Origin of the sequence: Janthinobacterium sp. 61, assembly GCF_002846335.1 — a bacterium.
GTDB lineage: Bacteria > Pseudomonadota > Gammaproteobacteria > Burkholderiales > Burkholderiaceae_D > Janthinobacterium.
On sequence record NZ_PJMQ01000001.1, the window covers coordinates 4,006,090 to 4,028,628 of the forward strand.

19 protein-coding genes are annotated in these 22,539 nt (G+C 60.8%); 9 read left to right on the forward strand and 10 right to left on the reverse strand.

The annotated features are described in order from the left end of the window. Nucleotides 1–178: 178 nt before the first annotated feature. From purB to CLU92_RS18285, 6 genes are all read left to right on the forward strand, one after another. Nucleotides 179–1,558, forward strand: a complete 1,380-nt coding sequence (purB, locus tag CLU92_RS18260) for an adenylosuccinate lyase (RefSeq protein WP_101483051.1) — start codon at nucleotides 179–181, stop codon at nucleotides 1,556–1,558. A gap of 186 nt (nucleotides 1,559–1,744) precedes the next feature. Next, nucleotides 1,745–2,269 (forward strand): cytochrome b, encoded by a 525-nt coding sequence (locus CLU92_RS18265; RefSeq protein WP_070311507.1) that lies wholly within the window; start codon nucleotides 1,745–1,747, stop codon nucleotides 2,267–2,269. A 39-nt stretch (nucleotides 2,270–2,308) separates the two neighbouring features. Beyond that, nucleotides 2,309–2,863 (forward strand): YceI family protein, encoded by a 555-nt coding sequence (locus CLU92_RS18270; RefSeq protein WP_101483052.1) that lies wholly within the window; start codon nucleotides 2,309–2,311, stop codon nucleotides 2,861–2,863. Between the two features lie 38 nt (nucleotides 2,864–2,901). Continuing rightward, nucleotides 2,902–3,477: a YceI family protein gene (locus CLU92_RS18275; protein WP_101483053.1), complete on the forward strand. Its 576-nt coding sequence runs from the start codon at nucleotides 2,902–2,904 to the stop codon at nucleotides 3,475–3,477. A 176-nt stretch (nucleotides 3,478–3,653) separates the two neighbouring features. Continuing rightward, nucleotides 3,654–3,923: a GlsB/YeaQ/YmgE family stress response membrane protein gene (locus tag CLU92_RS18280; RefSeq protein ID WP_101483054.1), complete on the forward strand. Its 270-nt coding sequence runs from the start codon at nucleotides 3,654–3,656 to the stop codon at nucleotides 3,921–3,923. A gap of 307 nt (nucleotides 3,924–4,230) precedes the next feature. Next, a complete protein-coding gene (locus tag CLU92_RS18285) occupies nucleotides 4,231–6,384 on the forward strand; it encodes a S46 family peptidase (RefSeq protein ID WP_101483055.1) in 2,154 nt (717 codons plus the stop codon). 69 nt (nucleotides 6,385–6,453) lie between these two features. Here CLU92_RS18285 and CLU92_RS18290 read toward each other — a convergent pair whose 3' ends face one another. Continuing rightward, a complete protein-coding gene (locus CLU92_RS18290; RefSeq protein WP_101483056.1) occupies nucleotides 6,454–7,020 on the reverse strand; it encodes a hypothetical protein in 567 nt (188 codons plus the stop codon). Nucleotides 7,021–7,170: 150 nt separating this feature from the next. Between CLU92_RS18290 and CLU92_RS18295 the strand changes: the two genes are divergently transcribed. Together CLU92_RS18295 and CLU92_RS18300 are read left to right on the forward strand one after the other, a co-directional pair. Beyond that, nucleotides 7,171–8,859 carry a M14 family zinc carboxypeptidase gene (locus CLU92_RS18295; protein WP_101483057.1) on the forward strand — a complete coding sequence of 563 codons (1,689 nt, stop codon included), beginning with the start codon at nucleotides 7,171–7,173 and terminating at the stop codon, nucleotides 8,857–8,859. A 90-nt stretch (nucleotides 8,860–8,949) separates the two neighbouring features. Beyond that, nucleotides 8,950–11,103, forward strand: a complete 2,154-nt coding sequence (locus tag CLU92_RS18300; protein WP_101483058.1) for an FUSC family membrane protein — start codon at nucleotides 8,950–8,952, stop codon at nucleotides 11,101–11,103. Nucleotides 11,104–11,158: 55 nt separating this feature from the next. On the opposite strand, the gene CLU92_RS18305 is transcribed toward CLU92_RS18300, so the two are convergent. The 7 genes from CLU92_RS18305 to CLU92_RS18330 all read right to left on the reverse strand — a co-directional run bounded on the left by CLU92_RS18305 (nucleotide 11,159) and on the right by CLU92_RS18330 (nucleotide 20,199). Beyond that, entirely contained in the window at nucleotides 11,159–13,108 is a 1,950-nt protein-coding gene (locus CLU92_RS18305; protein WP_257561117.1) for a S9 family peptidase, read from the reverse strand. Nucleotides 13,109–13,175: 67 nt separating this feature from the next. Continuing rightward, nucleotides 13,176–14,648, reverse strand: coding sequence for an amino acid permease (locus CLU92_RS18310; protein WP_101483059.1), 1,473 nt, complete (start codon nucleotides 14,646–14,648; stop codon nucleotides 13,176–13,178). 418 nt (nucleotides 14,649–15,066) lie between these two features. After that, nucleotides 15,067–16,497, reverse strand: coding sequence for an amino acid permease (locus tag CLU92_RS18315; protein WP_101483060.1), 1,431 nt, complete (start codon nucleotides 16,495–16,497; stop codon nucleotides 15,067–15,069). A 115-nt stretch (nucleotides 16,498–16,612) separates the two neighbouring features. Beyond that, entirely contained in the window at nucleotides 16,613–17,071 is a 459-nt protein-coding gene (locus tag CLU92_RS18320) for a RidA family protein (RefSeq protein WP_101483061.1), read from the reverse strand. A gap of 1 nt (nucleotide 17,072) precedes the next feature. Next, the gene (locus CLU92_RS28320) at nucleotides 17,073–17,201 is read right to left on the reverse strand and encodes a hypothetical protein (RefSeq protein WP_257561118.1); all 129 of its coding nucleotides are present in this window, start codon (nucleotides 17,199–17,201) and stop codon (nucleotides 17,073–17,075) included. Between the two features lie 99 nt (nucleotides 17,202–17,300). Continuing rightward, a complete protein-coding gene (locus CLU92_RS18325) occupies nucleotides 17,301–18,920 on the reverse strand; it encodes an ATP-binding cassette domain-containing protein (protein WP_101483062.1) in 1,620 nt (539 codons plus the stop codon). A gap of 166 nt (nucleotides 18,921–19,086) precedes the next feature. After that, entirely contained in the window at nucleotides 19,087–20,199 is a 1,113-nt protein-coding gene (locus tag CLU92_RS18330) for an NADH:flavin oxidoreductase/NADH oxidase (RefSeq protein WP_101483063.1), read from the reverse strand. 161 nt (nucleotides 20,200–20,360) lie between these two features. Between CLU92_RS18330 and CLU92_RS18335 the strand changes: the two genes are divergently transcribed. After that, nucleotides 20,361–20,927 carry a glycine zipper 2TM domain-containing protein gene (locus tag CLU92_RS18335; RefSeq protein ID WP_101483064.1) on the forward strand — a complete coding sequence of 189 codons (567 nt, stop codon included), beginning with the start codon at nucleotides 20,361–20,363 and terminating at the stop codon, nucleotides 20,925–20,927. A 6-nt stretch (nucleotides 20,928–20,933) separates the two neighbouring features. Here CLU92_RS18335 and CLU92_RS18340 read toward each other — a convergent pair whose 3' ends face one another. Continuing rightward, nucleotides 20,934–21,443, reverse strand: a complete 510-nt coding sequence (locus tag CLU92_RS18340; protein WP_180338541.1) for a DUF1993 family protein — start codon at nucleotides 21,441–21,443, stop codon at nucleotides 20,934–20,936. A 109-nt stretch (nucleotides 21,444–21,552) separates the two neighbouring features. Next, the gene (locus CLU92_RS18345; RefSeq protein ID WP_101484766.1) at nucleotides 21,553–22,527 is read right to left on the reverse strand and encodes a DUF2167 domain-containing protein; all 975 of its coding nucleotides are present in this window, start codon (nucleotides 22,525–22,527) and stop codon (nucleotides 21,553–21,555) included. Between the last annotated feature and the right edge of the window lie 12 nt (nucleotides 22,528–22,539).

A 22,539-nucleotide genomic window follows, 5' to 3' on the forward strand; every position in this document is an offset into this window, starting at 1 on the left:
GCATCGGGGCCGGATTCGGCCAGAATGGGGGCCATCCACCGCCGACGGACGGCTGGCCAGCGGCCAGCGGTGGTAAAATCGCCCTTTACTGTGGCGCCGTCAGTATTGCTGTATTGCAATAGCCCTGCCCTCCCCGCGCGCCACACGCCAACCGTTTCTTTAACTTGCGTCCGCTCTCATGACTTCTACTACTCCGTATTCCACGCTGTCGGCCCTGTCTCCGCTCGATGGCCGCTACGCCAGCAAGACCGATCTGCTGCGCCCGATCCTGTCCGAAGCCGGTTTCATGCACCACCGCGTGAAAGTGGAAATCTCCTGGCTGCAAGCGCTGTCGCAAGCCGGTTTCGCCGAAATCAAGCCTTTCTCGGCAGAAGCGACCGCCCTGCTCGACAAGATGGCGCTTGACTTCTCGGAAGCCGACGCGGCCCGCATCAAGGCCATCGAAGCGGTCACCAACCATGACGTCAAGGCTGTCGAGTACTGGCTGAAGGAACAAGTGGCGGACGTGCCGGAACTGGTGGCGGCGTCGGAATTCATCCATTTCGCCTGCACCTCGGAAGACATCAACAACACCTCGCACGGCATGATGCTGAAAGCCGCGCGCGATGGCGTGATGCTGCCGGCATTGAACGGCCTGGTGGCCAAGCTGACGCAGATCGCGCACGACAATGCCGACGTGCCGATGCTGTCGCGCACGCACGGCCAGACGGCCAGCCCGACCACCCTGGGCAAGGAGTTTGCCAACGTCGTGGCCCGCTTGCAGCGCGCGGTGAAACGCATCGAACAAGTGGAAATCCTCGGCAAGATGAATGGCGCCGTCGGCAATTACAACGCCCACCTGTCGGCCTATCCCGGCTTCGACTGGCCCGCATTCTCCCAGGCCGTCATCGAACAGCGCCTGGGCCTGGTGTTCAACCCGTACACCATCCAGATCGAGCCGCACGACTACATGGCCGAACTGTTTGACGCCTTCGCGCGCGCCAACACGATCTTGCTGGACCTGAACCGCGACATCTGGACGTATGTCTCGCTGGGCTACTTCAAGCAAAAGCTGAAAGCGGGCGAAATCGGTTCGTCGACCATGCCGCACAAAGTCAACCCGATCGACTTCGAGAACTCGGAAGGCAACCTGGGCCTGGCCAATGCCGTGCTAAAACATCTGTCGGAAAAACTGCCTGTCTCGCGCATGCAGCGCGACTTGACCGATTCGACCGTGCTGCGCAACATCGGCGTGGGCCTGGGCTACACCTTGCTGGCCTATGACAGCTGCCTGCGCGGCCTGAACAAGCTGGAAGTGAATCACGCACGCCTGGCGCAAGACCTGGACGCGACCTGGGAAGTACTGGCCGAGCCCGTGCAAACCGTCATGCGCCGTTATGGCATCGAAAATCCGTACGAGCAACTGAAAGAATTGACGCGCGGCAAGGGCATCTCGAAAGAGGCGCTGCAAACCTTCGTCAATGGCCTGGCCATTCCGCAAGATGCCAAGGATGTGTTGCTGACCATGACACCGGCTAACTACATCGGTATCGCGGCGCAATTGGCCAAGGCGATCTAAGCGACCATCGCTATCCGGATCAGGCAAATCCACTCCTGCGGGGCGGCCAGCACATAAATGCTGCCCGCCCCGCAGTTTTTCCGGCAGTCTTTCTTGTAGAATCTGCAGCACGCAGCGCCATTTGCTTTTCTTTGGTATATTAGGCCGAATTAGTCCTAATACGTACTACATTCAAGAAAGCCACCGATGCAACGCTACACCACCACCGCCATCATCCTGCACTGGCTGACCGCCCTGCTGATCATCAGCGCCTTTGTCATGGGCCTGGTCATGACGGACATTCCCGGCCTGACGCCCACCAAGCTCAAATATTTCTCCTGGCACAAATGGCTGGGCGTGACCGTGCTGGCCATCGCCGCCATCCGCTTGCTGTGGCGCAAGGCCAACGTGCCGCCGCCGCACCCGGCCAGCATGGTTGCCTGGCAAAAGAAGGCGGCCGACGCCATGCACGTGCTGCTGTATATCCTGATCTTCGCCGTGCCCATTTCCGGCTACCTGTACACCCTGGCCGCTGGCGTGCCGGTGGTGTACCTTGGATTATTCCAGCTGCCCGTCATCATGGCGCCGAACCCGGAACTTAAGCCGCTTTTAAAAGAAATTCATTATGTTCTGAACATGACAATGGCCGCCGCTGTGGCCGCCCATGTGCTGGCAGCGCTGAAGCACCAGTTCATCGACCGCGATGGCGTGCTCAAGCGCATGTTGCCTTAACGTCCTCCCCTTGCTCACTGAAACACAGGAAAAAACAAGATGAAAACCACCCAACGCCTCGTCCTCGCTTCCCTGCTGGGCCTGTCCGTGGCCGCCACCGCAGCCACCCTGCTGAAAGTCGATCCCGCCAAGACCAGCGTGTCGGCCGTGTTCAAGCAAATGAACGTGCCCGTGGAAGCGAAGTTCAAGAAATTCAATATCGCCATCGATTACAACCCGGCCACGCCGGACGCCTCGAAAGCGTCAGTGGAAATCGACACGGCCAGCATCGATATCGGCGACCCCGAGTACAACAAGGAAGTGGCCAAGAAAGAATGGTTCAACTCGGCCCAGTTCCCGAAAGCTACCTTTGTCTCGAGCAGCATCAAGGCCGCCGGCGCGGGCAAGCTGACGGTGAGCGGAAAACTGAGCATCAAAGGCAAGACGACCGACGTGACCTTCCCCCTGACGGTGAAAGCCGATGGCGGCAAATATGCCTTCGACGGCGCCCTGCCGATCAAGCGCCTGACCTACAACATCGGCGAAGGCGAGTGGAAAGACACGAGCATGGTTGCCGACGAGGTCACTATTAAGTTTCATGTTTCTGCTCAGTAACGCCCGAAAATCTGTTGTTTAACTTAATTAGGAATTCAATGAAATTGAAGCATTTGATGATCGCCGTACTGGCAGTAGCCGGCGCGGGTTCGGCCATGGCCGCTACCGACACTTACAACCTCGACCCGACGCACACCTTCCCCAGCTTTGAAGCAGATCACATGGGCATGTCCGTCTGGCGCGGCAAGTTCAACAAGACCAAGGGCACGGTCACCCTCGACCGTGCTGCCAAGACGGGCAGCCTGGACCTGGTCATCGATGCCGATTCGATCGATTTCGGCCTCGACGCCATGAACACACACGCGAAAAAAGCAGACATGTTCAATGTGGGAAAATTCCCGGCAATCACCTACAAGAGCAAGTCGTTCAAGTTCAACGGCGATCAGCTGGTGGAAGTCGATGGCGAGCTGACCTTGCTGGGCGTGACCAAGCCCGTCAAGCTGAACGTGAGCAAATTCAAGTGCATCATGCACCCGCGCTACAAGCGTGAAGTGTGCGGCGCCGACGCCAGCGCGGAATTCAAGCGCAGCGACTTTGGCTTGAGCTACGGCATGCCGGCCTTCTCGCCGGAAGTCAAGCTGGCGATTCAAGTCGAAGCCATCAAGGCCGACTAAGGGTGCTGTAAAGCACCCCTTGCCGCATGACAAGCCCGCCTCGCTGCCCGCAGCCAGGCGGGCTTTTGCATGCGCGAAGCAAATCCGCTGGACTTTTCTATCGTGTGGCATCAGTATCACCTGGCATGATGTTTTTCTAACATGAAACCCCACTTACCCACCGCGCGGAGGACTACATGAATTTCATTATCTGGATCGTTATTGGCGGCGTCATCGGCTGGCTGGCCAGCATGGTCATGAAAACAAATGCGCAACAAGGCATCTTCCTCAATATCGTCGTCGGCATCGTCGGTGCCTTCCTGGGCGGCTGGCTGCTGGCGCCCCTGTTCGGCACGGGCACCATCAATAGCGACAATTTCAGCATGTCCTCGCTGCTGGTCTCGTTCCTGGGCGCAGTCATCCTGCTGGGCATCGTGAATCTTTTGCGCCGCGGCAAAATACGCTAAACCGGCAACTCGCCGTGCATCACGAGATGGCCGGGTCGCGCAAGCGCCTGGCCATTTCTCATTGCGGCCCAGACACGTATGGACAAATACCACAGCCAGCGGACGGAAAAATGCGCGCTGGCGGCCTATTTTCTCCTCTATGCCAGCAAAAATAATGCAATTTGGACAATTCTATGCAAGCGTGCCACCCGGAAAATGTGATTGACTAGTGCGAGTTCGATACGGATACTCTAGGTCGCCCGCTGAGAAAAGACACTGGGTACACGTTGGTTCCGACTTCCCTCCATGTAAAAAGACTAGAACTCGAATGAAAAAATCTTTAATCGCGCTCGCCATCCTGAGCAATTTCGCACACGCCGACGAAGGCATGTGGATGCCCCAACAGCTGCCACAAGTAGCCAAGGAACTGAAAGCAGCCGGACTGAAACTCGATCCGGCCACCCTGACCAAACTGACCGAGTTCCCGATGGGCGCCATCGTCAGCCTGGGCGGTTGTTCGGCCTCGTTCGTCTCGCCACAAGGCCTGGTTGCCACCAACCACCATTGCGTCTACAACAGCGTGGCGGTCAATTCGACCAAAGAGCGCGATTTGCTGGCCAATGGTTTCCTGGCCAAGACCTTCGCTGAAGAATTGCCGGCAGCCCCGGGCAGCCGCATCTTCGTCACCTCGGCCGTGACGAATGTCAGCGACAAGATCATCACCGCCGATGTTGCCAAGCTGCAAGGCAAGGCGCGCATCGACGCGATCGAGAAAAACCAGAAGAAACTGGTCGCCGAATGCGAAAAAGAAGCGGGTTTCCGCTGCACAGTGTCGAGCTACTACGGCGGCCTGGAGTTCTACCTGATCAAGCAACTGGAAATTCGCGACGTACGCCTCGTGCACGCGCCACCAGCGGGCGTGGGCAAGTTCGGTGGCGACACCGACAACTGGATGTGGCCGCGCCACACTGGCGACTACGGTTTCTACCGCGCCTACGTCAGCCGCGACGGCAAGGCTGCTGACTTCAGCAAGGACAACGTGCCATACCAGCCAAAACACGTGCTGAAACTGGCCAAGGATGGCTTGAAAGAGGGCGATTTCGTCATGGCGCTGGGCTACCCTGGCCGCACCAACCGCCACCGCCTGCCATCGGAAGTGGCGTTCACGTTTGACTGGAACTACCCGGCCTTCGTCAAGGCATCGGGCGAAACCCTGGCCATCATCGCGCGCGAAACCAAGGACAACAAAGATGTTGCCCTGAAATACGCGGGTCAGGTCGCTGGCGTGAACAATTACTACAAGAACCGCCAAGGCATGCTCGACTCGTACGCGGGCAGCGACTTCCTGGCGCGCAAGACGACGGAACACGAAGCCCTGAAAACCTGGGTCAACGCCAATCCTGCGCGCAAGGCTGAATTTGCCGGCGACATCGAGCAAGTGGAAAAGCTGATCGCCGAGCGCGATGCCGATACCAAGCGCGACTTCTTCCTCAGCTACGCACAGCCACGCCTGCTCAACACGGCACGCAGCCTGTACCGCCTGTCCAACGAAGGCACCAAGGCCGATACGGAACGCAAGTCCGGCTACCAGACGCGCGACTTGCCACGCCTGGAAGCGGGTATTACCTCGGTCGAGCGCACCTACGATGAAAAAGTCGACAAGGCGCTGGTACTGAACAGCCTGACCAAGTACGCCGCGCAACCGGCCGCACAACGCCGCGCCAGCTTCGACGCCGCCATCGGCATCAAGGACGGCATGTCGCCGGCCGACCTGTCCGCCGCCCTGGACAAACTGTATGCCGGCAGCAAGCTGGGCGACAAGGCCGAGCGTGCAGCATGGCTGAAACGCACGCCAGCCGAATTCCAGGCCAGCAAGGACAGCTTCATCCAGGCAGCCGTCGCCATGTACCCTGATTCGCTGAAAAACGAAGCGGAAGACGAAGAACTGGCCGGCAAGATCCAGCAAGCCTACGCCAACTACATGAAAGCAAAAATTGCCTTCATGAAGAGCAAGGGCCAAGCCGTCTATCCTGACGCCAACAGCACCCTGCGCGTGACGTTCGGCAAAGTTGCCGGCCGTGACCATGGCGCCGATGGCACCACCTGGACCGCCTTCACCACCGTCAATGGCGTCGTTGCCAAAGCCACGGGCCAGGGCGAGTTCAATGCACCAGCAAATCAACTGGCCGCGATCAAAGCCAAGGACTTCGGTAAATTCGTCGATCCTAAACTGAAAACCGTGCCGGTCGACTACCTGGCCACCCTGGACATTACCGGCGGCAACTCCGGTTCGGCTGCCCTGAACGCGAAAGGCGAATTCATCGGCCTGGCATTCGATGGCACCTTGGACTCGATCATTTCCGATTGGGATTACAACAAGGCCAACACCCGTTCGATCCAGGTCGACCTGCGCTACATGCTGTGGAACATGAAACACATCGACCACGCAGACAACCTGCTGAAAGAAATGGGCGCTGAATAACAAAAAGCAATAACCCGGTAACGGGCGCTTGTCAGCTGAGCCACTCCTGCGGGAGTGGCTTTTTTTCGCCTAACGCTTTATTTTGGCGAAGCGGTAAGGCACGGCTTGCTCCGCGCCAAACACTTGCGCACGACCGCTTCGCAGCGGCAACATGACCCTCCGGCCATCTTCGCGCAGCAAGGCCAGGTCGGCGCCGGGAAAACGTTGCGCCAACAAAGGATAGGCTGGCCTCGCTATGGTCGCGGCGGGAATCACGATGCGATAATCGGCCTCGCCAAAGTCCAGCAGCAGCGCGGGAGCCTCAGGTCCCGGCAGCGCAGTGATGCGCAAGCGCGTGCGTCCCTTGACCAGCTCGAAGGCTGACCACGGTAGCAAGAGATGCCGCGTGGCCCCGATCTGCAACTGCGGCGCCCGGCCTGCATCCGCCGAAGCCAGCAGGACATCGGGCCGCGCCTCCGACGCTGCCCCATCGACGGCCAGCAGCCAGCCCCGGTAACGTATCAGCGCGCCCTGCGCGGTGGCCGTGACGGAGCCGCCCTGCACCACGGGTTCCTTGCCCGCCGGCAAGCGCAATGGCGCTGCCTGTGCCGCCATGCTAGCCCACCACACCAGCGCCGCCATCGCCGTCTTGCCCATGCAGCCTCCCCTTGCGCGTGAAACGTATTCATAACACAAGTGCGGCACTCGCCCGCTGTTGCGCATCAAGGCAGAAGCGCCGGTGCTACAATTGGCCCCTAGCGGGCGTACTTACCCAGCGCGCCTTCCCCCTCCCAGACTCAGACCGCTATGCCACCAGACTTGCGCACGACCTACGAACTCGGTAACCACAACCAGACCACGACCTGGCTGGAATGCATTACTTTCTACAAAGATCTCGCCGCACGCTATCCGCAGGTGCTGCACTTCGAACAGATCGGCCTGTCCGACTCGGGCGTGCCTATCCACGCTGGCGTCGTCAGCGCGGACGGCGTGTTTGACCGCGAGCAAATCAAGCGTGCTGGCCGCACCGTCTTTTTCAACAACAACGGCATCCATCCGGGCGAACCGGAAGGCATCGATGCCTGCATGGCCATCGTGCGCGACCTGTGCACGCAACCCGAACGCCTGGCGGCGCTGGGCACGACCGTGCTGTTGTTCATTCCGATCTACAACGTCGATGGCAGCCTGAACCGCGCCAATACGTCGCGCGTGAACCAGGATGGCCCGGAGCAATTCGGTTTCCGCGGCAATAGCCGCCACCTGGACTTGAATCGCGATTTCATCAAGTGCGACAGCCTGAACGCGCAAGTGTTCAACCGCTTGCTGGCCAGCTGGGACCCGGACGTGATGGTCGACACGCATACATCGAACGGCGCCGACTACCCGTACACGATGACCCTGATCCATACGCAGACGGATAAACTGGGCAATGGCCTGGGTCCCTTCCTGCAAGACACCATGCTGCCGCACATCTTTGCCCAGATGGAACAGGCGGGCTGGCCCACCTGCCCGTATGTCAATCCCGTCAAGGATAGCCCCGACCACGGCATCGCCGAATTCCTCGAAGTGCCTCGTTTCTCGACCGGTTTTGCCGCGCTGCATCACGTGATCGGCTTCATGCCGGAAACGCATATGCTGAAACCATTTGCCGACCGCTACGCTTCCATGCGCGCCCTGCTCGACATCACCATGGCGTTCACGGTGGAACATGGCGAGAAAATCCGCCAGCTGCGCGCGCAAGCCAAGGCAGCAGGCCGCACGCAGGCAGAATGGCCGATCCACTGGGCCATGAACGAAGAACAACCATCTACCTTCCCCTTCAAGGGCTACGCGGCGCAATACACGCCGAGTATCCTGGGCGACTACCAGCGCCTGTCCTACGACCGTTCGCAGCCGTGGGAACGCGATATCAAGTACTACAACCGCTTCGATGCAGACGTCACCGTGGCCGCGCCGAAAGCCTATGTCGTGCCGCAAGCCTGGCGCGAAGTCATCGAGCGCCTGCGCTGGAACGGCGTGGAAATGAGCCGCATCACCGCCGAACAGACGCTAACGGCACGCTATTACCACATCACCAACGTCGGCACGCGTGCCACCGCCTACGAAGGCCATATGTTCCACGATACGGTGGACGTGGAAGCGCGCACGGGAAAATTCACCCTGCAGGCGGGCGACTACGTCATCAGCCTGGAGCAGGACAACGCCCGCTACGCCGTGGAAACACTGGAACCGCAGGCACACGACAGCTTCTTCCGCTGGGGCTTCTTCAACAGCGTACTGGAGAAGAAAGAGGCGTTTTCCGATTACGTATTTGAAGACATGGCATCCGAACTGCTGCGCGACGAACCGGCGCTGGCCACCAAGTTTGCCGAGTGGAAAGCAGCCAACCCGGCCCTGCTGAGCAACCAGGAAGCCGTACTCGATTTCATCTTTGAGCACTGCCAGCGCTTTGCCGAACCTGAATGGCGGCGCTACCCCGTCATTGCCCTGATGTAAATCAAGGCTGCAGCAACTGCAACATCCTGGCGCCGCATCGGAGATCCCGGTGCGGCGCCTCTTTCTGTGCCCTGCCCACAAGGTAATCCCATGCACTACGCACTGAACCTGCGCACCTTCATTTACAGCCATTATTTTTACCTGGGCTTGCGCGTGGCCATCGGCCTGGTCGGCCTGACCCTGCTGACCCTGGAAATCAGCGACAGCACCACTGCCATGACGGTGTGCATCGGCGCCCTGTGCACGACCCTGATGGACATGCCCAGCCCCCTGCGCCACAAGTTCAACGAAATGCTGGCTTCCGTGCTGCTGTGCAGCGCCGTCACCTTATTAATCAGCCTGTGCGGGCCCGTGCAGTGGCTGTTGATGACGGTACTCGTGCTGGTGAGTTTTCTCGCCAGCATGATGGTGGTGTACGGCAAGAAATCCATGCCCTTGCAGCTTGCCGCCCTGTTCATCATGACCATGTCGATGGAGCACCAGATGACGTGGCAGCAATCATTTCACCACGCGGGCCTGTTCATGCTGGGTGGCCTCATCTATCTGGCCTATGCCATGGCTATCGCCTGGGTCTTGCGCCACCGCATCAAGCAGCAAGTGCTGGCCGAAGCCCTGTTCGAGCTGGCCGCCTACATCGACATCAAGGCCGATTTCTACGACACGCGTTTCAATTTGACGGAGCAATTCAACAAGCTTGTGCGCCACCAAAGCATTTTGGCCGACCGCCAGCAGGCGTCGCGCGATTTGATCTTGCGCAGCCACAAGAACAGCAAGGATGCCATCGTCGTGCAGGTGCACGTGTGCATGCTCGATTTATACGAGCTGATTCTTTCCACGCACACGGATTACGCGCTGCTGCGCCAGCACCTGGCCGACTCCGACGTGCTCAAATCCTTGCACGATCTCGCTTACAAGGCGGCGCGCGACATCGAAGCCGTGGCCTACGCCGTCACGCGCAAGCGCGCCTCATATGCGCACATCAGCTACGACAAGGAATGGTTTGATATCGAAGGGGAAATTGCCCGCTTGCACGCAAAAGGCGACGGTGCGCAGGAAGCGCTGGCCACCCTGCGCGCACAGCGCAACAAGATCCGTGCGATTCTGAAGATGATAGTCGAACTGCATCTGGCCACGCAAAAAGTCTATGCCGACGTGCCGTTCTGGAGCGGTGCGGACATGGCGCCCTTCTTGTCGCAGCAGAAATATGAACTGAAGACCCTGCTGTCGAATCTGCGCCTCGATTCGCCCGTGTTCCGCTTCGCCCTGCGCGTATCGATGGCCATTTCGGTCGGATTGCTGATTGGCCACTGGCTGCCGTACGCGGCGCACAGTTACTGGATCGTATTGACTATCGTCATCATCCTGCGCCCCACGTTCAGCATGACGCGCCAGCGCCGCGCCGACCGCATCATCGGCACCATCATCGGCTGCGTCATCACGGCCATCGTGATCCGCTTCGTGCACAGCAATATCGTGCTGATGGCCATTTTATTTCTCTCCATCGTGGCCACGCCCACCTTCATCTATCTGCGCTACCGCTACACGGCCATCGCTGTCAGCCTGATGATCTTGCTGCAAATGCACCTGGTGGCGCCCAGCAACCCCAACCTGGTCAGCGAACGCCTGATCGATACTCTGATCGGCGCGGCGGTGGCCACCGTGTTCAGCTTTGTGCTGGCCAACTGGGAATACCAGAGCCTGCCACGCCTGGTGCGCCAGGTACTGAATGTGAACTTGAGCTATATGCAGGCCAGCTTCGCACTGCTGCAGGGAAAATGTTTTGATGATTTCGCCTACCGCATCGAGCGCAAGCGTTTGATGGATAGCTTGGCCGCGCTCAGCTCGGCACTGGTGCGCATGCTCGATGAACCGGCCAGCAAGCAGCGGGCCGTGGAAGACATCAACCTGTTCATCGTGCAAAATTATTTACTGGTCGCCCACGTGGCGGCACTGCGCTCGATCCTGGGACGCCACGCCAGTCAGCTGCCTGTCGCACCCGTCAACGCCTTGCTCAGCCACAGCCATACGCAAGTGTGTTTGACCCTGTCGCGCGCGCTGGAGCAGCTCGACAACAAGGCCACCATCAGCGCGCCGCTGGCTACCCCTGCCGCACCGCCCGTCAGCGACGTGGCCTGGTCAGGCTGGCCGCTGGTCAAGAGACGCATACGCTTGTTGCAAGCCGATGCAGACAAGATCGTGGTACATAGCGCGGCAATCGTGCACATCGTCTCACCGCGCAACTGACCTGTTTGTCAGCCGCTTCATCCGGGCTGGCCTGCCTGCGGCAGGCTACCAATCACTACTTCAGATACTGCTCGAACCAGCCGATAGTGCGTTTCTGCAAGTCGCGCAGGTGCTCGGGCTTGCGGAAAGAATGGCCTTCGCCATCATAGATAAACAGGCTGGACGGCACGCCCATGGCGCGCAAGCCGTGCCAGAATTCCAGCGACTGGGCGGCCGGCGTTTCCACGTCGCGCTCGCCCACATAGATCAGGGTCGGCGTCTTGGCTGCCTTGATCGATTCGATGGGCGAGGCCTTGCGGTAGACGTCCGGTCTGTCATACGCGGACGCGCCGAAGAAGGGAATCATCCACTGGTTGATGCCATTCTGGCCATAATAACTGATCCAGTTCGCCACGCCCGCCCCCGCCACGGCTGCCTTGAAGCGGTCGCTGTGCGTGACACCCCACATGGTCATGAAGCCGCCATACGAATGGCCGATCAGTCCCAGGCGCTGACCGTCGACGGGCGCCACTTTCTCCACCGCGTCGATGCCGGCCAGGATGTCGCGCCAGTCGCCGCCGCCAAAGTCCGCCATGTTGGCCCGCGTAAATGCCTGTCCCTGGCCAAAGCTGCCGCGCGGATTGGGCAGGAAGACGAAATAGCCTTTTTGCGTCAATTCGCGGATCAGGCTGCTCGCCGCCACATAGCGGGGCGAGGCGGCCGCGCCCGGGCCGCCATGCACGTTGACGATCATCGGGTAGCGCTTGCCCGCCTCCACCGTCATCGGCCCCAGCAACCAGCCCTGCACCTTGTATTGCTCATTGTTCCAGCCCACGTTCTGCACCGTCAGCTGCGGCGCAAAGCCGTCATTGTCGCGCGTGATTTTTTTCAGCTGGCCCACCGCTCCCGCCACCAGATAGCTGGCGTGCGTAAAATCTTCCTGCGCGGCAGCGGCTTGCCGGCCATCGGCGCTGAACGACAGACGGCCATCGCTGCCACTGCTGCTGATCTCACCAAGCATCACCGGCTGGGCCGGACCGGTTTGCGCGTCGACAGGCACCAGCGCCAGTTGCGAGTCGATCAGCGCGGTCGCCAGCAAGCCGGCACCGCGCCAGACGACGCCATTGAAGGTGCCGCGATAATCTTGTGTCAGATTGCGCGGCGTGCCGCCGGCCAGCGGTACGGTGTAAATATCACCGCCGATGGAGCCGAAATCGCTCATCAGGCCACCGATGAAGACCACCGTCTTGCCGTCCGGCGAGACCGAGGGCAAGTTCAGCTGCATGGCAGGTGATGCGATCACGCGCAGGGCGCCCGTGGCAGCATCAATATGGCTGAGCTTGGCGATCCACCAGTTGCTGTCTCCATTGCCCTGCGCGCTGGTAGCGACAAAGCCGCGGCCATCAGGCGTCCAGCTGTATTCATACACATAGGTATCGCTTGGTGACAGCAAACGCGGCTCGCCGCCGCTGACAGGCACGACGGCGATGCGCTGGGCATCGTCTTCGCTGCCCACTTCTCCCACCTGGCGCGCACCCGCCTCCACGGCGCCGGCCAGCTTGCGCGCTCCCACTGTCGCGAGCACGGCCAGTTGCTTGCCGTCCGGCGACCAGCGCGCCGTACTGGCCACACCCTTGATACTGGTCAACAAGCGCACTTGCGCCTGTGACATCGTGGCCAGGTACAGCTGCGCCATGCCCGCCTTGGCGTCGTAACCGACAAAGGCCAGCTGCCTGCCATCGGGCGACCAGCTGGGCTTGTCGTAGGAACACATGGCACACGGATCGAATTGCTGCACGATGGCGCCGTTGGCGGCGTCGCGCACGACGATGGCAGCATGCGGACGCTCCGGCTGTTCGTCCGCCTTGCTCGATTCGATGGCGGCAAGGCGCTGGCCATTGGCCGACAAGGCGACGGCGCGGTAATCGCGCAGCACCGCGCCGCTGGCAGGAGCGGCCTGCGCCATGGTTCCCATAAGACTGCCTGCCAACAAGCCGCAAGCGGCCAGATCAGTTATTTTCATCATGTAAATTCCGGTTAAGAATAAAAAAAACCGCCGGCAAGCGCGGCGGTTTTGGATGGAGCAGGCTGCATTAGCGGGCCTTCTTGCCCAGGTGCGAATGCCGCATGCTGTACAAGAAATAGATGGCCACAGTCACCGCCATCCACACGCTGAACACGATAAACGTCGTATGCGGCAAATCGCGCATGATGTACAGGCAAGCCAATATGCTCAGGCCAGGAATCACATACGGCCCGAATGGCACGCTGAAGCCTTCGATGCGGTTGGCGCCCTGCTTGTGGCGCAGCACGGGCACGGCAACCGAGACCACCATGAAGGCTGTCAGGGTCCCGATGCTGACCATGTCCCACAAATAAGTCGCATCGACGGAACCGGCCACCAAGGCCACCACCAGGCAGACGATGATGGTATTGCTGACCGGCACCAGGGTGCGCGGGTGGATCTTCTGGAACGACTTCGGGATCAGGCCGTCGCGGCTGACGGCAAACAGGATGCGCGTCTGGCCGTAGATCGTCACCAGGGTCACGCTGAAGACGGAAATGACGGCACCGGCCGACAGCACCAGCGCGGGCCAGGTCTTGCCCGTGACGTTTTGCAGGATCACCGCCAGGCCCGCTTCCTGGCCTTCGAACAATTTCGCCTGTTGCGCGCCCAGAGCGGCCACGGCCACCAGCAGGTAAAACACGGTGACGATGAGCAGGGCGCCGAGGATGCCGCGTGGCACATTGCGCGTAGGATTTTTCACTTCGTCGCCCGCCGTCGCCACCGTATCGAGACCGATGAAGGAGAAGAACACGGTGCCGGCTGCGGCTGTGACACCCGTCATGCCGGCAAAGCCCTTGCTGTTGTCGGTATTGAAGAAGGGGAAGAAATTGTCGGCATTAAAACCGGAAAACGCGATGATGATGAAAAACACCAGGATCGCCAGCTTGATGATGACCATGATGGCGTTCATCAGGGCCGATTCCTTGGCGCCGCGCAGCAGCAAAAAGCCGCACATGCAGATCAAGAAGATCGGCGGCAGGTTGATGTGGCCGGCATGAAACTCCATGCCATGCGGGCCGGAAACGATCATCGGCGTGCGCAGCATCTCGGGGATGTGCCAGCCGAAGGCATTTTCCAGGAAGTTGTTCAAGTAGGACGACCAGCCGATGGCCACGGCACTGCCCGCCAAGCCGTATTCAAGCAGCAAGCAGGCGGCCATAATGAAGGCAAGAAACTCGCCCACGGTGGCATAGGCAAACGAATACGAAGAGCCGGAAGCGGGAATGCGGAATGACAATTCCGCATAGCACAGGGCCGTCAGGCCGGCCGTGATGGCGGCGATCAGGAAAGACAGGACGACCGATGGGCCCGCCTTGGGCACGGCTTCGACCATGGTAAAGAAAATGCCCGTGCCGATGGTGGCGCCGACGCCGATCATGGTGAGGGAAAACAGGCCGATGGACCGGCTCAAGCCACTGCTGCTGAGGCCTTCACCATATTCGACCGTGGTATCGATCGGCTTGGTGCGGCAAAGTTTCTGGACCAGGGTTTGGCTCACTAGCATTCCTTTATGAGGCATGCACTTGAACACCTGCCAAAACCTACTGCGCGTCGCGATTCGCGGCCTGCGATGCTCACTGTGCATTCGCACAGCTGCGCTTCTTAGCCACAACTCACTTCCGCTCGCTACGGTTTTGTCAGGTGTTGTTAGGAACATGACGGGTAAAAACAAGAGAAAACGGCGCCCCGGCCCTACCTGGCAAAAAACCGGAAAGATCGCGTCCATTTTCAAAACTAAGCGATTATAGGGCTTTCATCGGCTCAGCTAAACAGAACTTTGATGCAAGGAAACAACGCCAGGCGTGCGCAGGCAAACCCGCCAGCGTGCTGGCGAAGAAGAAATTGCTTTTATGAAAGAAAAAGCGCGCCGCTGCAGGGGCAGTGGCGCGCTTCTGGCTCAGCTCAACTACGCTGGTTTACTTCTTGACGTGTGGCGCATCGGCCGCCGGCCAGCCTGCCTCGTAGCCTTGCGGCACGTCATCGCGGCGCTCTTTCGGTGCCAGGCCCAGCACGTAGTACAGCACCGTCAGCAGGATCAGCCAGGCTGGTCCCACCATCAGGGCGATGCGCGTATCGGGGAAATACGCCATCAGGCCGATCACCAGCGCCAGAAACGCCAGCGAAATCCAGGAACCGTACGGCGCGAACGGCATGCGGAAGGCCAGGTTCTTGATTTCCAACGGCGTCAGGGTCTTGCGGAACTGGATCTGCGTGACCAGGATCACGCCCCAGGTCCAGACGGCGCCAAAGGTGGAAATCGACGTGACCCAGATAAACACTTTTTCCGGCACCAGATAGTTCAGCAGCACGCCCAGCAGCAGGGCAAATACGGACACCAGAATGGCGCGGCGTGGCACGCCGTTGGCCGTGGTTTCCGCAAACGCCTTTGGCGCCTGGCCTTGCAGCGCCAGGTTGTACAGCATGCGGCCCGTGCTGAAGATGCCGCCATTGCACGACGACAGGGCTGCCGTCAGCACGACGAAGTTGATGATGCCGGCCGCCGTCTTGATGCCCAGGCGTTCAAACGTCATCACGAAGGGGCTGCCGGTGGTGCCGATTTCATTCCATGGGTAAATCGACAGGATGACGAACAGCGCGCCGACATAGAAAATCAGGATGCGCCAGAACACGGAATTGATGGCGTCGGGAATCGATTTCTTCGGGTTTGCCGCTTCGCCGGCCGTCAGGCCGATCATTTCCACGCCCAGATAGGCAAACATCACCATCTGCAGCGACATCAGCACGCCCTGCGCGCCGTTCGGGAAGAAGCCGCCATGCGTCCACAGGTTCGAGATGCCGATGGCCACGCCGTCGTTGCCGAGACCGAAGATGATCATGCCAGTGCCGCCGATGATCATCAGGATGATGGTGACCACCTTGATCAGGGCGAACCAGAATTCGAACTCGCCGTAGGCTTTCACGGCCAGCAGGTTGATCGCGCCCATGGAACCGAGGGCCGCCAGGGCCCAGATCCAGCGCGGCACGTCGGGGAACCAGATGCCCATGTAGATGGCCACGGCGGTAATTTCCGCCACGCACGTGACCAGCCACAGGAACCAGTAATTCCAGCCCGTCAGATAGCCTTGCAGGGGGCCCAGGTAATCCTGGGCATAGCGGCTGAAGGAGCCGGCCACGGGATTGTGCACGGCCATTTCACCCAGGGCGCGCATGATCATGAAGATGACCGCGCCACCGATGATATACGACAGCATGATGCCGGGACCGGCCATCTTGATGGCGTTGCCGGAACCCAAAAAGAGGCCCACGCCAATCGCGGCGCCCAGCGCCATCAGGCGGATCTGCCGCTCGCCCAGGCCGCGGTGCAAGCCTTGTTCACTCGTTTTCATTACGTGTCTCCGTTTTTTCTTGAATACACCGATCCCTCCACCCCAATGGCGGTTCCGCTCTTGCTGGACAGGAGGAAACGGCGAGCCGGCGGCAAGCGCCGGCATGCTCAGATGATCAGGCCAGTTCGGCGATCAGCTCGATCTCGACGCAAGCACCCAGCGGGATTTGCGCCACGCCGAAGGCGGAGCGGGCGTGCTTGCCGCTGTCGCCGAAGACTTCGACGAACAGTTCCGAGGCGCCATTGGTCACCAGGTGCTGTTCCGTGAATTCGGAAGTGGAATTGACCAGGCTCATGACCTTGACGATGCGTTTAACTTTGTTCAAGTCGCCGCCGCACGCGTCTTGCAGGGTGGCAATCAGTTCGATGGCGATGCCGCGCGCAGCGATCTTGCCTTCTTCCGTGGTGACGTTCTTGCCCAGTTGACCAACCCATACCTTGCCATCCTTCTTGGCCAGGTGGCCGGACAGGAAGACCGTGTTGCCCGTGCGGGCATGCATCACGTAAGCGGCAGCTGGTGCGGCAACGACTGGCAATTCGATGTCGAGGGCCTTGAGTTTTTCGTAAAACGACATGCTATTTCTCCAAGAAAACAATATAAACGAAACCGAAATTCATCAACAGCAGGAACAGGATGATGGCGGGATGACGGCGCCCTGGCAGCGCGGCAGTGACCGACAACAGCGCCAGATTAAACGTCATCATATTGGTGAACCGGCAGTTTTAGTTCACAAATAGGCCCGGTTATTCAGTGGATTATACCGACAATCAAACAAAATTCAGCATTGGTTCATGAAGCATGCTCTACAGGCATCGAGCATGACTATTTTCACTTGATTGTCTTTTTTGTATTGTCAAGCCCTCTGGGTCAAGCATCAGGCCATCCAGAAATGCGCGGTCGTGCGATACCACAAGTAGCGCCCCCTGATATTGCAGCAGCATCTGCTCCAGCGCCTGCAGGCTGGCCAGGTCCAGATGATTGTCGGGCTCGTCGAGCAGCAGCAATTGCGGCGGTGCCTGTGCATACAGTTCGGCCGCCAGCGCCACCTTCATGCGCTCGCCCCCGCTGAGAAAACGGCTGGGCATGGTGGCGCGCTCACCGGCAATGCCCAACAGCGCCAGCCGCGTGCGCAAGGCGCCTTCCGCCAAGGTGCTATTGCGTGCCTGCAAGCGTTGCACGGCGCTCCACTCGCCTTCGCGCCCACCCGCGTGCTGGTCCAGCCATGCGACCCTGGCATGGCAGCGCACCTCGCCACTGGCCGCTGCCAGCTGGCCGGCGATCACGCGCAGCAAGGTCGACTTGCCGCTGCCATTATTTCCTGTGACGGCCAGGCGGCGCGGGCCACTCACTACCAGGTTCAAGGGCTGCGCCTGGCCATGCGGCAAGACCACGTCGCGTAATTCCAGGATCAGCTTGCCGTTCGGCACGGCGCTATCGGGCGCCAGCAGCAGCCGCTCGGCCTCGGGTGCACAGCGGGCGCTGGCGTCCATCACCCTTTGCTGGCGCACCTGCTGCGCCTCTTGCGCGCGCAGGCGCAACTTGCCCTGGCTATCCTGGCTTTTCTCCTTTTTCGCATCGAGCAAGAGCTTGCTTTGATTGCCTTCGCGTCCGTCCCGTTCGCCGCGCATCACCCTTTTCTGCTGGCGTTCTGCTTGCTGCTGCGCCTCGCGCTGTTCGCGTCTGGCGCCCGCCTTTTCCGCCTGCAGGGCAGCGGCGTAGCCTGCCTGCTCCAGCGCGCGCTGCTGCGCATACAGCTGATAATTGCCGCCATAGCTGCGCAGGCCCTGCGGCGACAACTCGGCGATTGCATCGACGTGCTGCAACAAGGCGCGGTCATGGCTGATCAGCAGCAAGCCGCCCGGCCAGCGCGCCATCTGTGCCACCAGGCGGGCGCGCTGCTGCACATCGAGATGGTTGCTCGGCTCATCGAGCACCAGCCAATCCGCCTGCGACATCCAGGCACCTTGCAAGGCAATGCGCTGGCGTTCGCCGCCGCTGAGACTAGCCGAGCAGGTATCGGCATCGACATGGCATAAATCAAGTGCATCGAGCGCCTGGCGCAAACGGGCGTGGGCATCCCAGCGCTCGCCCACCAAGGTGTAGTCGGCCTCGTCAATGCTGCCCGCAGCGATGCGCGCCAGTGCCGCCAGCAACTCTGCCATGCCGGCGAGCGCCGCCACGGTGGGATAGTGCTGCGGGTCCAGTTCCTGCGCCACATAATGCAGGCGGCCATCACAGCGCACGGCGCCGCCCGATGGCAGCTCCTGGCCCGCCAGCAGGCGCGCCAGCACACTCTTGCCCACGCCGTTATCGCCGACGAGGCCGATACGTTGCGGGGCAAAGGACAATTGCAAATCGGAAAACAGCACCCGGCCATCAGGCAAGGCATGGGACAGACGGTCGAGTTGTAGGAATGCGGGCATGGATACTCCTGGTACGTGCAGACAGGGCTGGCGAACCCGCGCGGCGCAAGGCGTCGTGGCGGGAAGGGCGAGGCCGTGCAGAGCACGGCAGTATCAATGGCGCATGTCGAAGCGTCCTGGAGAAATGGAGAAGAAGCGCCAGTGTAGCAGAGCAGGGCCGTTAGCGTTAGCGCTGGCCCAGGGTCGTGTCGCCGAACAGGTTCTTGTACTCGCGCGGCTGCGAACGCCAGTACTGGGGCGGCGCCGACACTTGCGCGCCCAGTTGGGCCGCCGCATGCCAGGGCCAGCGCGGGTCGAACAGGATGGCGCGCGCCAGCGCCACCATGTCGGACTGGCCGTTGGCAATAATATCTTCCGCCTGCTGCGCCTCCGTGATCAAGCCCACGCTGATGGTGGGCAAACCGCTGTCGCGCTTGATGCGTTCGGCAAACGCCACCTGGTAGCCGGGTCCCACGGGAATCTGCTGCTGCGGCGAAATCCCGCCGCTGGAGACATGGATGAAATCGGCGCCCAGTTGTTTGAGTTCCTGCGCGAAACGCACGCTTTGTTCGATTTCCCAGCCGCCATCGACCCAGTCGGTGGCGGAAATGCGCACGCCCACGGCCACCGTGGCGGGCACGGCTGCGCGCACGGCTTCATAGACTTCCAGCGGAAAACGCATGCGGTTTTCCAGGCTGCCGCCATACGCATCGCTGCGGTGATTCGACAGGGGCGAGAGAAACTGGTGCAGCAAATAGCCGTGCGCCGCATGCAATTCGATGCCTTCGATACCGAGCGCATGCACGCGCTGGGCGGCCGCGACAAAGGCGCCCTTGATTTGCAGCAAACCCATCTCGTCCAGGGCGATCGGCACGGTTTCGCCGGGTGCGTGGGCGATGGCGGACGGCGCCACCGTCTGCCAGCCGCCCTCGGCCAGGTGCACGCAGGCGCCGCCCTGCCAGGGTGCGCGGCTCGACGCCTTGCGTCCCGCGTGACCCAGCTGCACCACCAATGGAATCGGTGCGTGGCGGCGGATCGCCTGCACCACCTTGTCCAGCGCCGCCTGGTTGGCGTCCGACCACAGCCCCAGGTCCTCGGCCGAGATGCGCCCCTCGGGCGAGACGGCCGTCGCTTCCGTCATCAGCAGCCCCGCGCCGGACAGGGCCAGGTGGCCCAGGTGGATCATATGCCAGTCGGTGGCGTTGCCATTCTCGGCCGAGTACTGGCACATGGGCGCGATGGCGATGCGGTTGGCCACGTGCAGCGGCCCCAGTGCATACGGCGTGAATAGCTGGCTCATGGCGGACTCCGGGAAAGGGGAAGCACCGATTCTACTGCGCTTTGGCGATCGGAGCCTTACACCTGCTTACGTTTGATACAGCGCACCGTCTAGCCTTGCGGCGAGGAGACCGTTAATCTGGACACATCAATAACACCCGCAGTACCACCCCAGGAGAACACATGAACACGACGACTACCGCCAGCCGCATCCACCCCTTGATGGCCGGCGCCGCAATTTCCGTGACGGTCCTGTGCCTGGTGGGCGCGGCGTCCATCGCCGGCATCCTGCCCAATTCGCGGGCGAACGTACCTGCCGATGTGGCCGCCATGACGCCGGCGAACGCCGCTGCCCTGGCAGCGCCCGCGACTGTTCCCGTGACTGCACCGGTTGCCGCGCCTGTCGTCGCGCAAGCGGCCCCCGCTCCTGCGCCGGCACCTGTCGTGCACAAGCGCGTCGTGCACCACACGCAAGTGGCGCAGGCGCGCCCCGCCTACAATGACAACAATGATGGCTACCGCGAGACAGCCTACCGCGAACCGGTACGCCAGCCGCAGCCAGTGCCTGCGCCGGCACCGGCACAACCGAACTACGTGGGCATCGGCACGGGCGCCGTCATCGGCGGCTTGATCGGCAATCAGGTAGGTGGCGGCCGCGGCAAGGCGCTGGCGACCGTGGCCGGCGTGATCGGCGGAGGCATGCTGGGCAATGCGGTGCAGAATCAAGTTCAGCAGCCACCACAACGTTAAACCAGGTCAGTCGTACGGGCCAAGATAGTCAAGCTTGCCCACGGCCACGCCATTGTTTCTCAGGATGGCGTGGATCATGGAGACGTGGAAATAGAAGTTCGGCAAGGCAAAGCTGAGCAGGTAATTGTCGCCCGAGAATTTTTTCCCCTCGTCAGTCCAGTTCAGCACGACTTCCTTCTGCGCGCTGCCCGCCATCTGCCCCGCATTCACGCTGTCGATATAGGCGATAGTGCTGGCGATACGTTCTTGTAACTGCTCGAACGACGCTTCGTTATCCTCGAACTTCGGCGCCGGCACGCCGCTCAGGCGCTCGACCGACATCTTCGACGTATCGCTGGCGCGCTGCACCTGCGCCGTCAAGTCCAGCATGTCGGGCGCCAGCTGCGCGCCCAGTAAAATCTCGGGCACGATGCCATCTTCCTCCACATGGGCTTGCGCTTTTTCCAGCAGGGCCGAGACGACCCGCAAGCCGCGAATGAAGACGGGGATGGTTGCCTGATACATGGACACGGACATGGCGAACTCCTCATAGTGAACGATGAGCCAGTGTACCCGAGGCGCTGTTTTCCGGCAGCGCGCGCAATGCCACTCTTGTGCGCCAGCGCACCAAGCGGCACAGTTGCCCTTACTTGTCCAGGTTCACCTTGCCATCGGGCGCACGGTCCGGCTGTGCTACCGGTTCTGCCTGCGGCAGTGGCTGCGGTGCCGGCTTGTCCTTGCGCTTGCCCCCCAAGAACTTGACGATGGCAGCACCAGCGCCCACGACGGCCAGGATCAGTACCTTCTTGAAGGCCAGCAGCAGCGCCAGCAACTTGCCAAACAGGCCCAGCTTGCTGGCCACGCCACCGGCCACCAGCGCCGCCAGGCCATACTCGGCCACCTTGTCCGTCTTGCTGTCGAAATCCGTGTAGCGGTTACCCTCGGTAAATTCCGTGAATGCCGTCACTTGCTGCATCTCTTTCTTGATCGCCTCGATCTGCTGCATGCCGGCGATCGCGTTCAGGTTCAGCACGCCTTCGCGGCCCAGCACGCGCACGTTGTAGTTCAGCGAGTGCTCGCCGCCATCAACCATCAGATCCTTGGCCCAGTACAACTTGTGCGTATCCTTGGCATAGCTGGGTTTTTCCGCCCAGCCCATCAAATGGATGCCGGGATAGCCCTGCTTCTTGCGCTCCGCATTGTTTTCCAGCACGGACGCCTGCATATCCTTGAGCAATTCGTCGTATTTGATGCTGTCCGCATCGTCATCCTTGATATGCCCTTCCTTTTCATACGTGACAATGACACCCCAGCTATCGCGCTCGAGCACGCTGGTCTTGGCGGGCACGATCATGCCCAGCGACTCCATGCCCGGTGGGTTTCCCCAGGCATCAACCAGCACGCGCTCGGTATCGGCCGGCGACAAATAGCGGAAGTTGGCGGGCAAATCCAGGGTGGCGATACCGCCCGGCAAGGTGATCTTGCCGCGTTGCAGGTGCAACCGGGCGAGGAATTGCTCGGCCGTCATTTCCGTTGCGCCAGCCTTGTCACCGGCAGGAGAGGCAGACGTCAGGCCGGAGAGGGTCAGGCACAGCAAGGCTGTCAGCAGGCGTTTCAACATGATCGATCCAAA

Coding starts and splice junctions, on each gene's coding strand:
- CLU92_RS18265 (WP_070311507.1), top strand. CDS start 1,745: ATGCAACGCTACACCACCACCGCCATCATCCTGCACTGGCTGACCGCC.
- CLU92_RS18290 (WP_101483056.1), bottom strand. CDS start 7,020: ATGGGCAAGACGGCGATGGCGGCGCTGGTGTGGTGGGCTAGCATGGCG.
- CLU92_RS18275 (WP_101483053.1), top strand. CDS start 2,902: ATGAAATTGAAGCATTTGATGATCGCCGTACTGGCAGTAGCCGGCGCG.
- CLU92_RS18295 (WP_101483057.1), top strand. CDS start 7,171: ATGCCACCAGACTTGCGCACGACCTACGAACTCGGTAACCACAACCAG.
- CLU92_RS18320 (WP_101483061.1), bottom strand. CDS start 17,071: ATGTCGTTTTACGAAAAACTCAAGGCCCTCGACATCGAATTGCCAGTC.
- CLU92_RS18300 (WP_101483058.1), top strand. CDS start 8,950: ATGCACTACGCACTGAACCTGCGCACCTTCATTTACAGCCATTATTTT.
- CLU92_RS18345 (WP_101484766.1), bottom strand. CDS start 22,527: ATGTTGAAACGCCTGCTGACAGCCTTGCTGTGCCTGACCCTCTCCGGC.
- CLU92_RS18285 (WP_101483055.1), top strand. CDS start 4,231: ATGAAAAAATCTTTAATCGCGCTCGCCATCCTGAGCAATTTCGCACAC.
- CLU92_RS18280 (WP_101483054.1), top strand. CDS start 3,654: ATGAATTTCATTATCTGGATCGTTATTGGCGGCGTCATCGGCTGGCTG.
- CLU92_RS18325 (WP_101483062.1), bottom strand. CDS start 18,920: ATGCCCGCATTCCTACAACTCGACCGTCTGTCCCATGCCTTGCCTGAT.
- CLU92_RS18270 (WP_101483052.1), top strand. CDS start 2,309: ATGAAAACCACCCAACGCCTCGTCCTCGCTTCCCTGCTGGGCCTGTCC.
- CLU92_RS18340 (WP_180338541.1), bottom strand. CDS start 21,443: ATGTCCGTGTCCATGTATCAGGCAACCATCCCCGTCTTCATTCGCGGC.
- CLU92_RS28320 (WP_257561118.1), bottom strand. CDS start 17,201: ATGATGACGTTTAATCTGGCGCTGTTGTCGGTCACTGCCGCGCTGCCA.
- CLU92_RS18335 (WP_101483064.1), top strand. CDS start 20,361: ATGAACACGACGACTACCGCCAGCCGCATCCACCCCTTGATGGCCGGC.
- CLU92_RS18305 (WP_257561117.1), bottom strand. CDS start 13,108: ATGATGAAAATAACTGATCTGGCCGCTTGCGGCTTGTTGGCAGGCAGT.
- purB (WP_101483051.1), top strand. CDS start 179: ATGACTTCTACTACTCCGTATTCCACGCTGTCGGCCCTGTCTCCGCTC.
- CLU92_RS18330 (WP_101483063.1), bottom strand. CDS start 20,199: ATGAGCCAGCTATTCACGCCGTATGCACTGGGGCCGCTGCACGTGGCC.
- CLU92_RS18315 (WP_101483060.1), bottom strand. CDS start 16,497: ATGAAAACGAGTGAACAAGGCTTGCACCGCGGCCTGGGCGAGCGGCAG.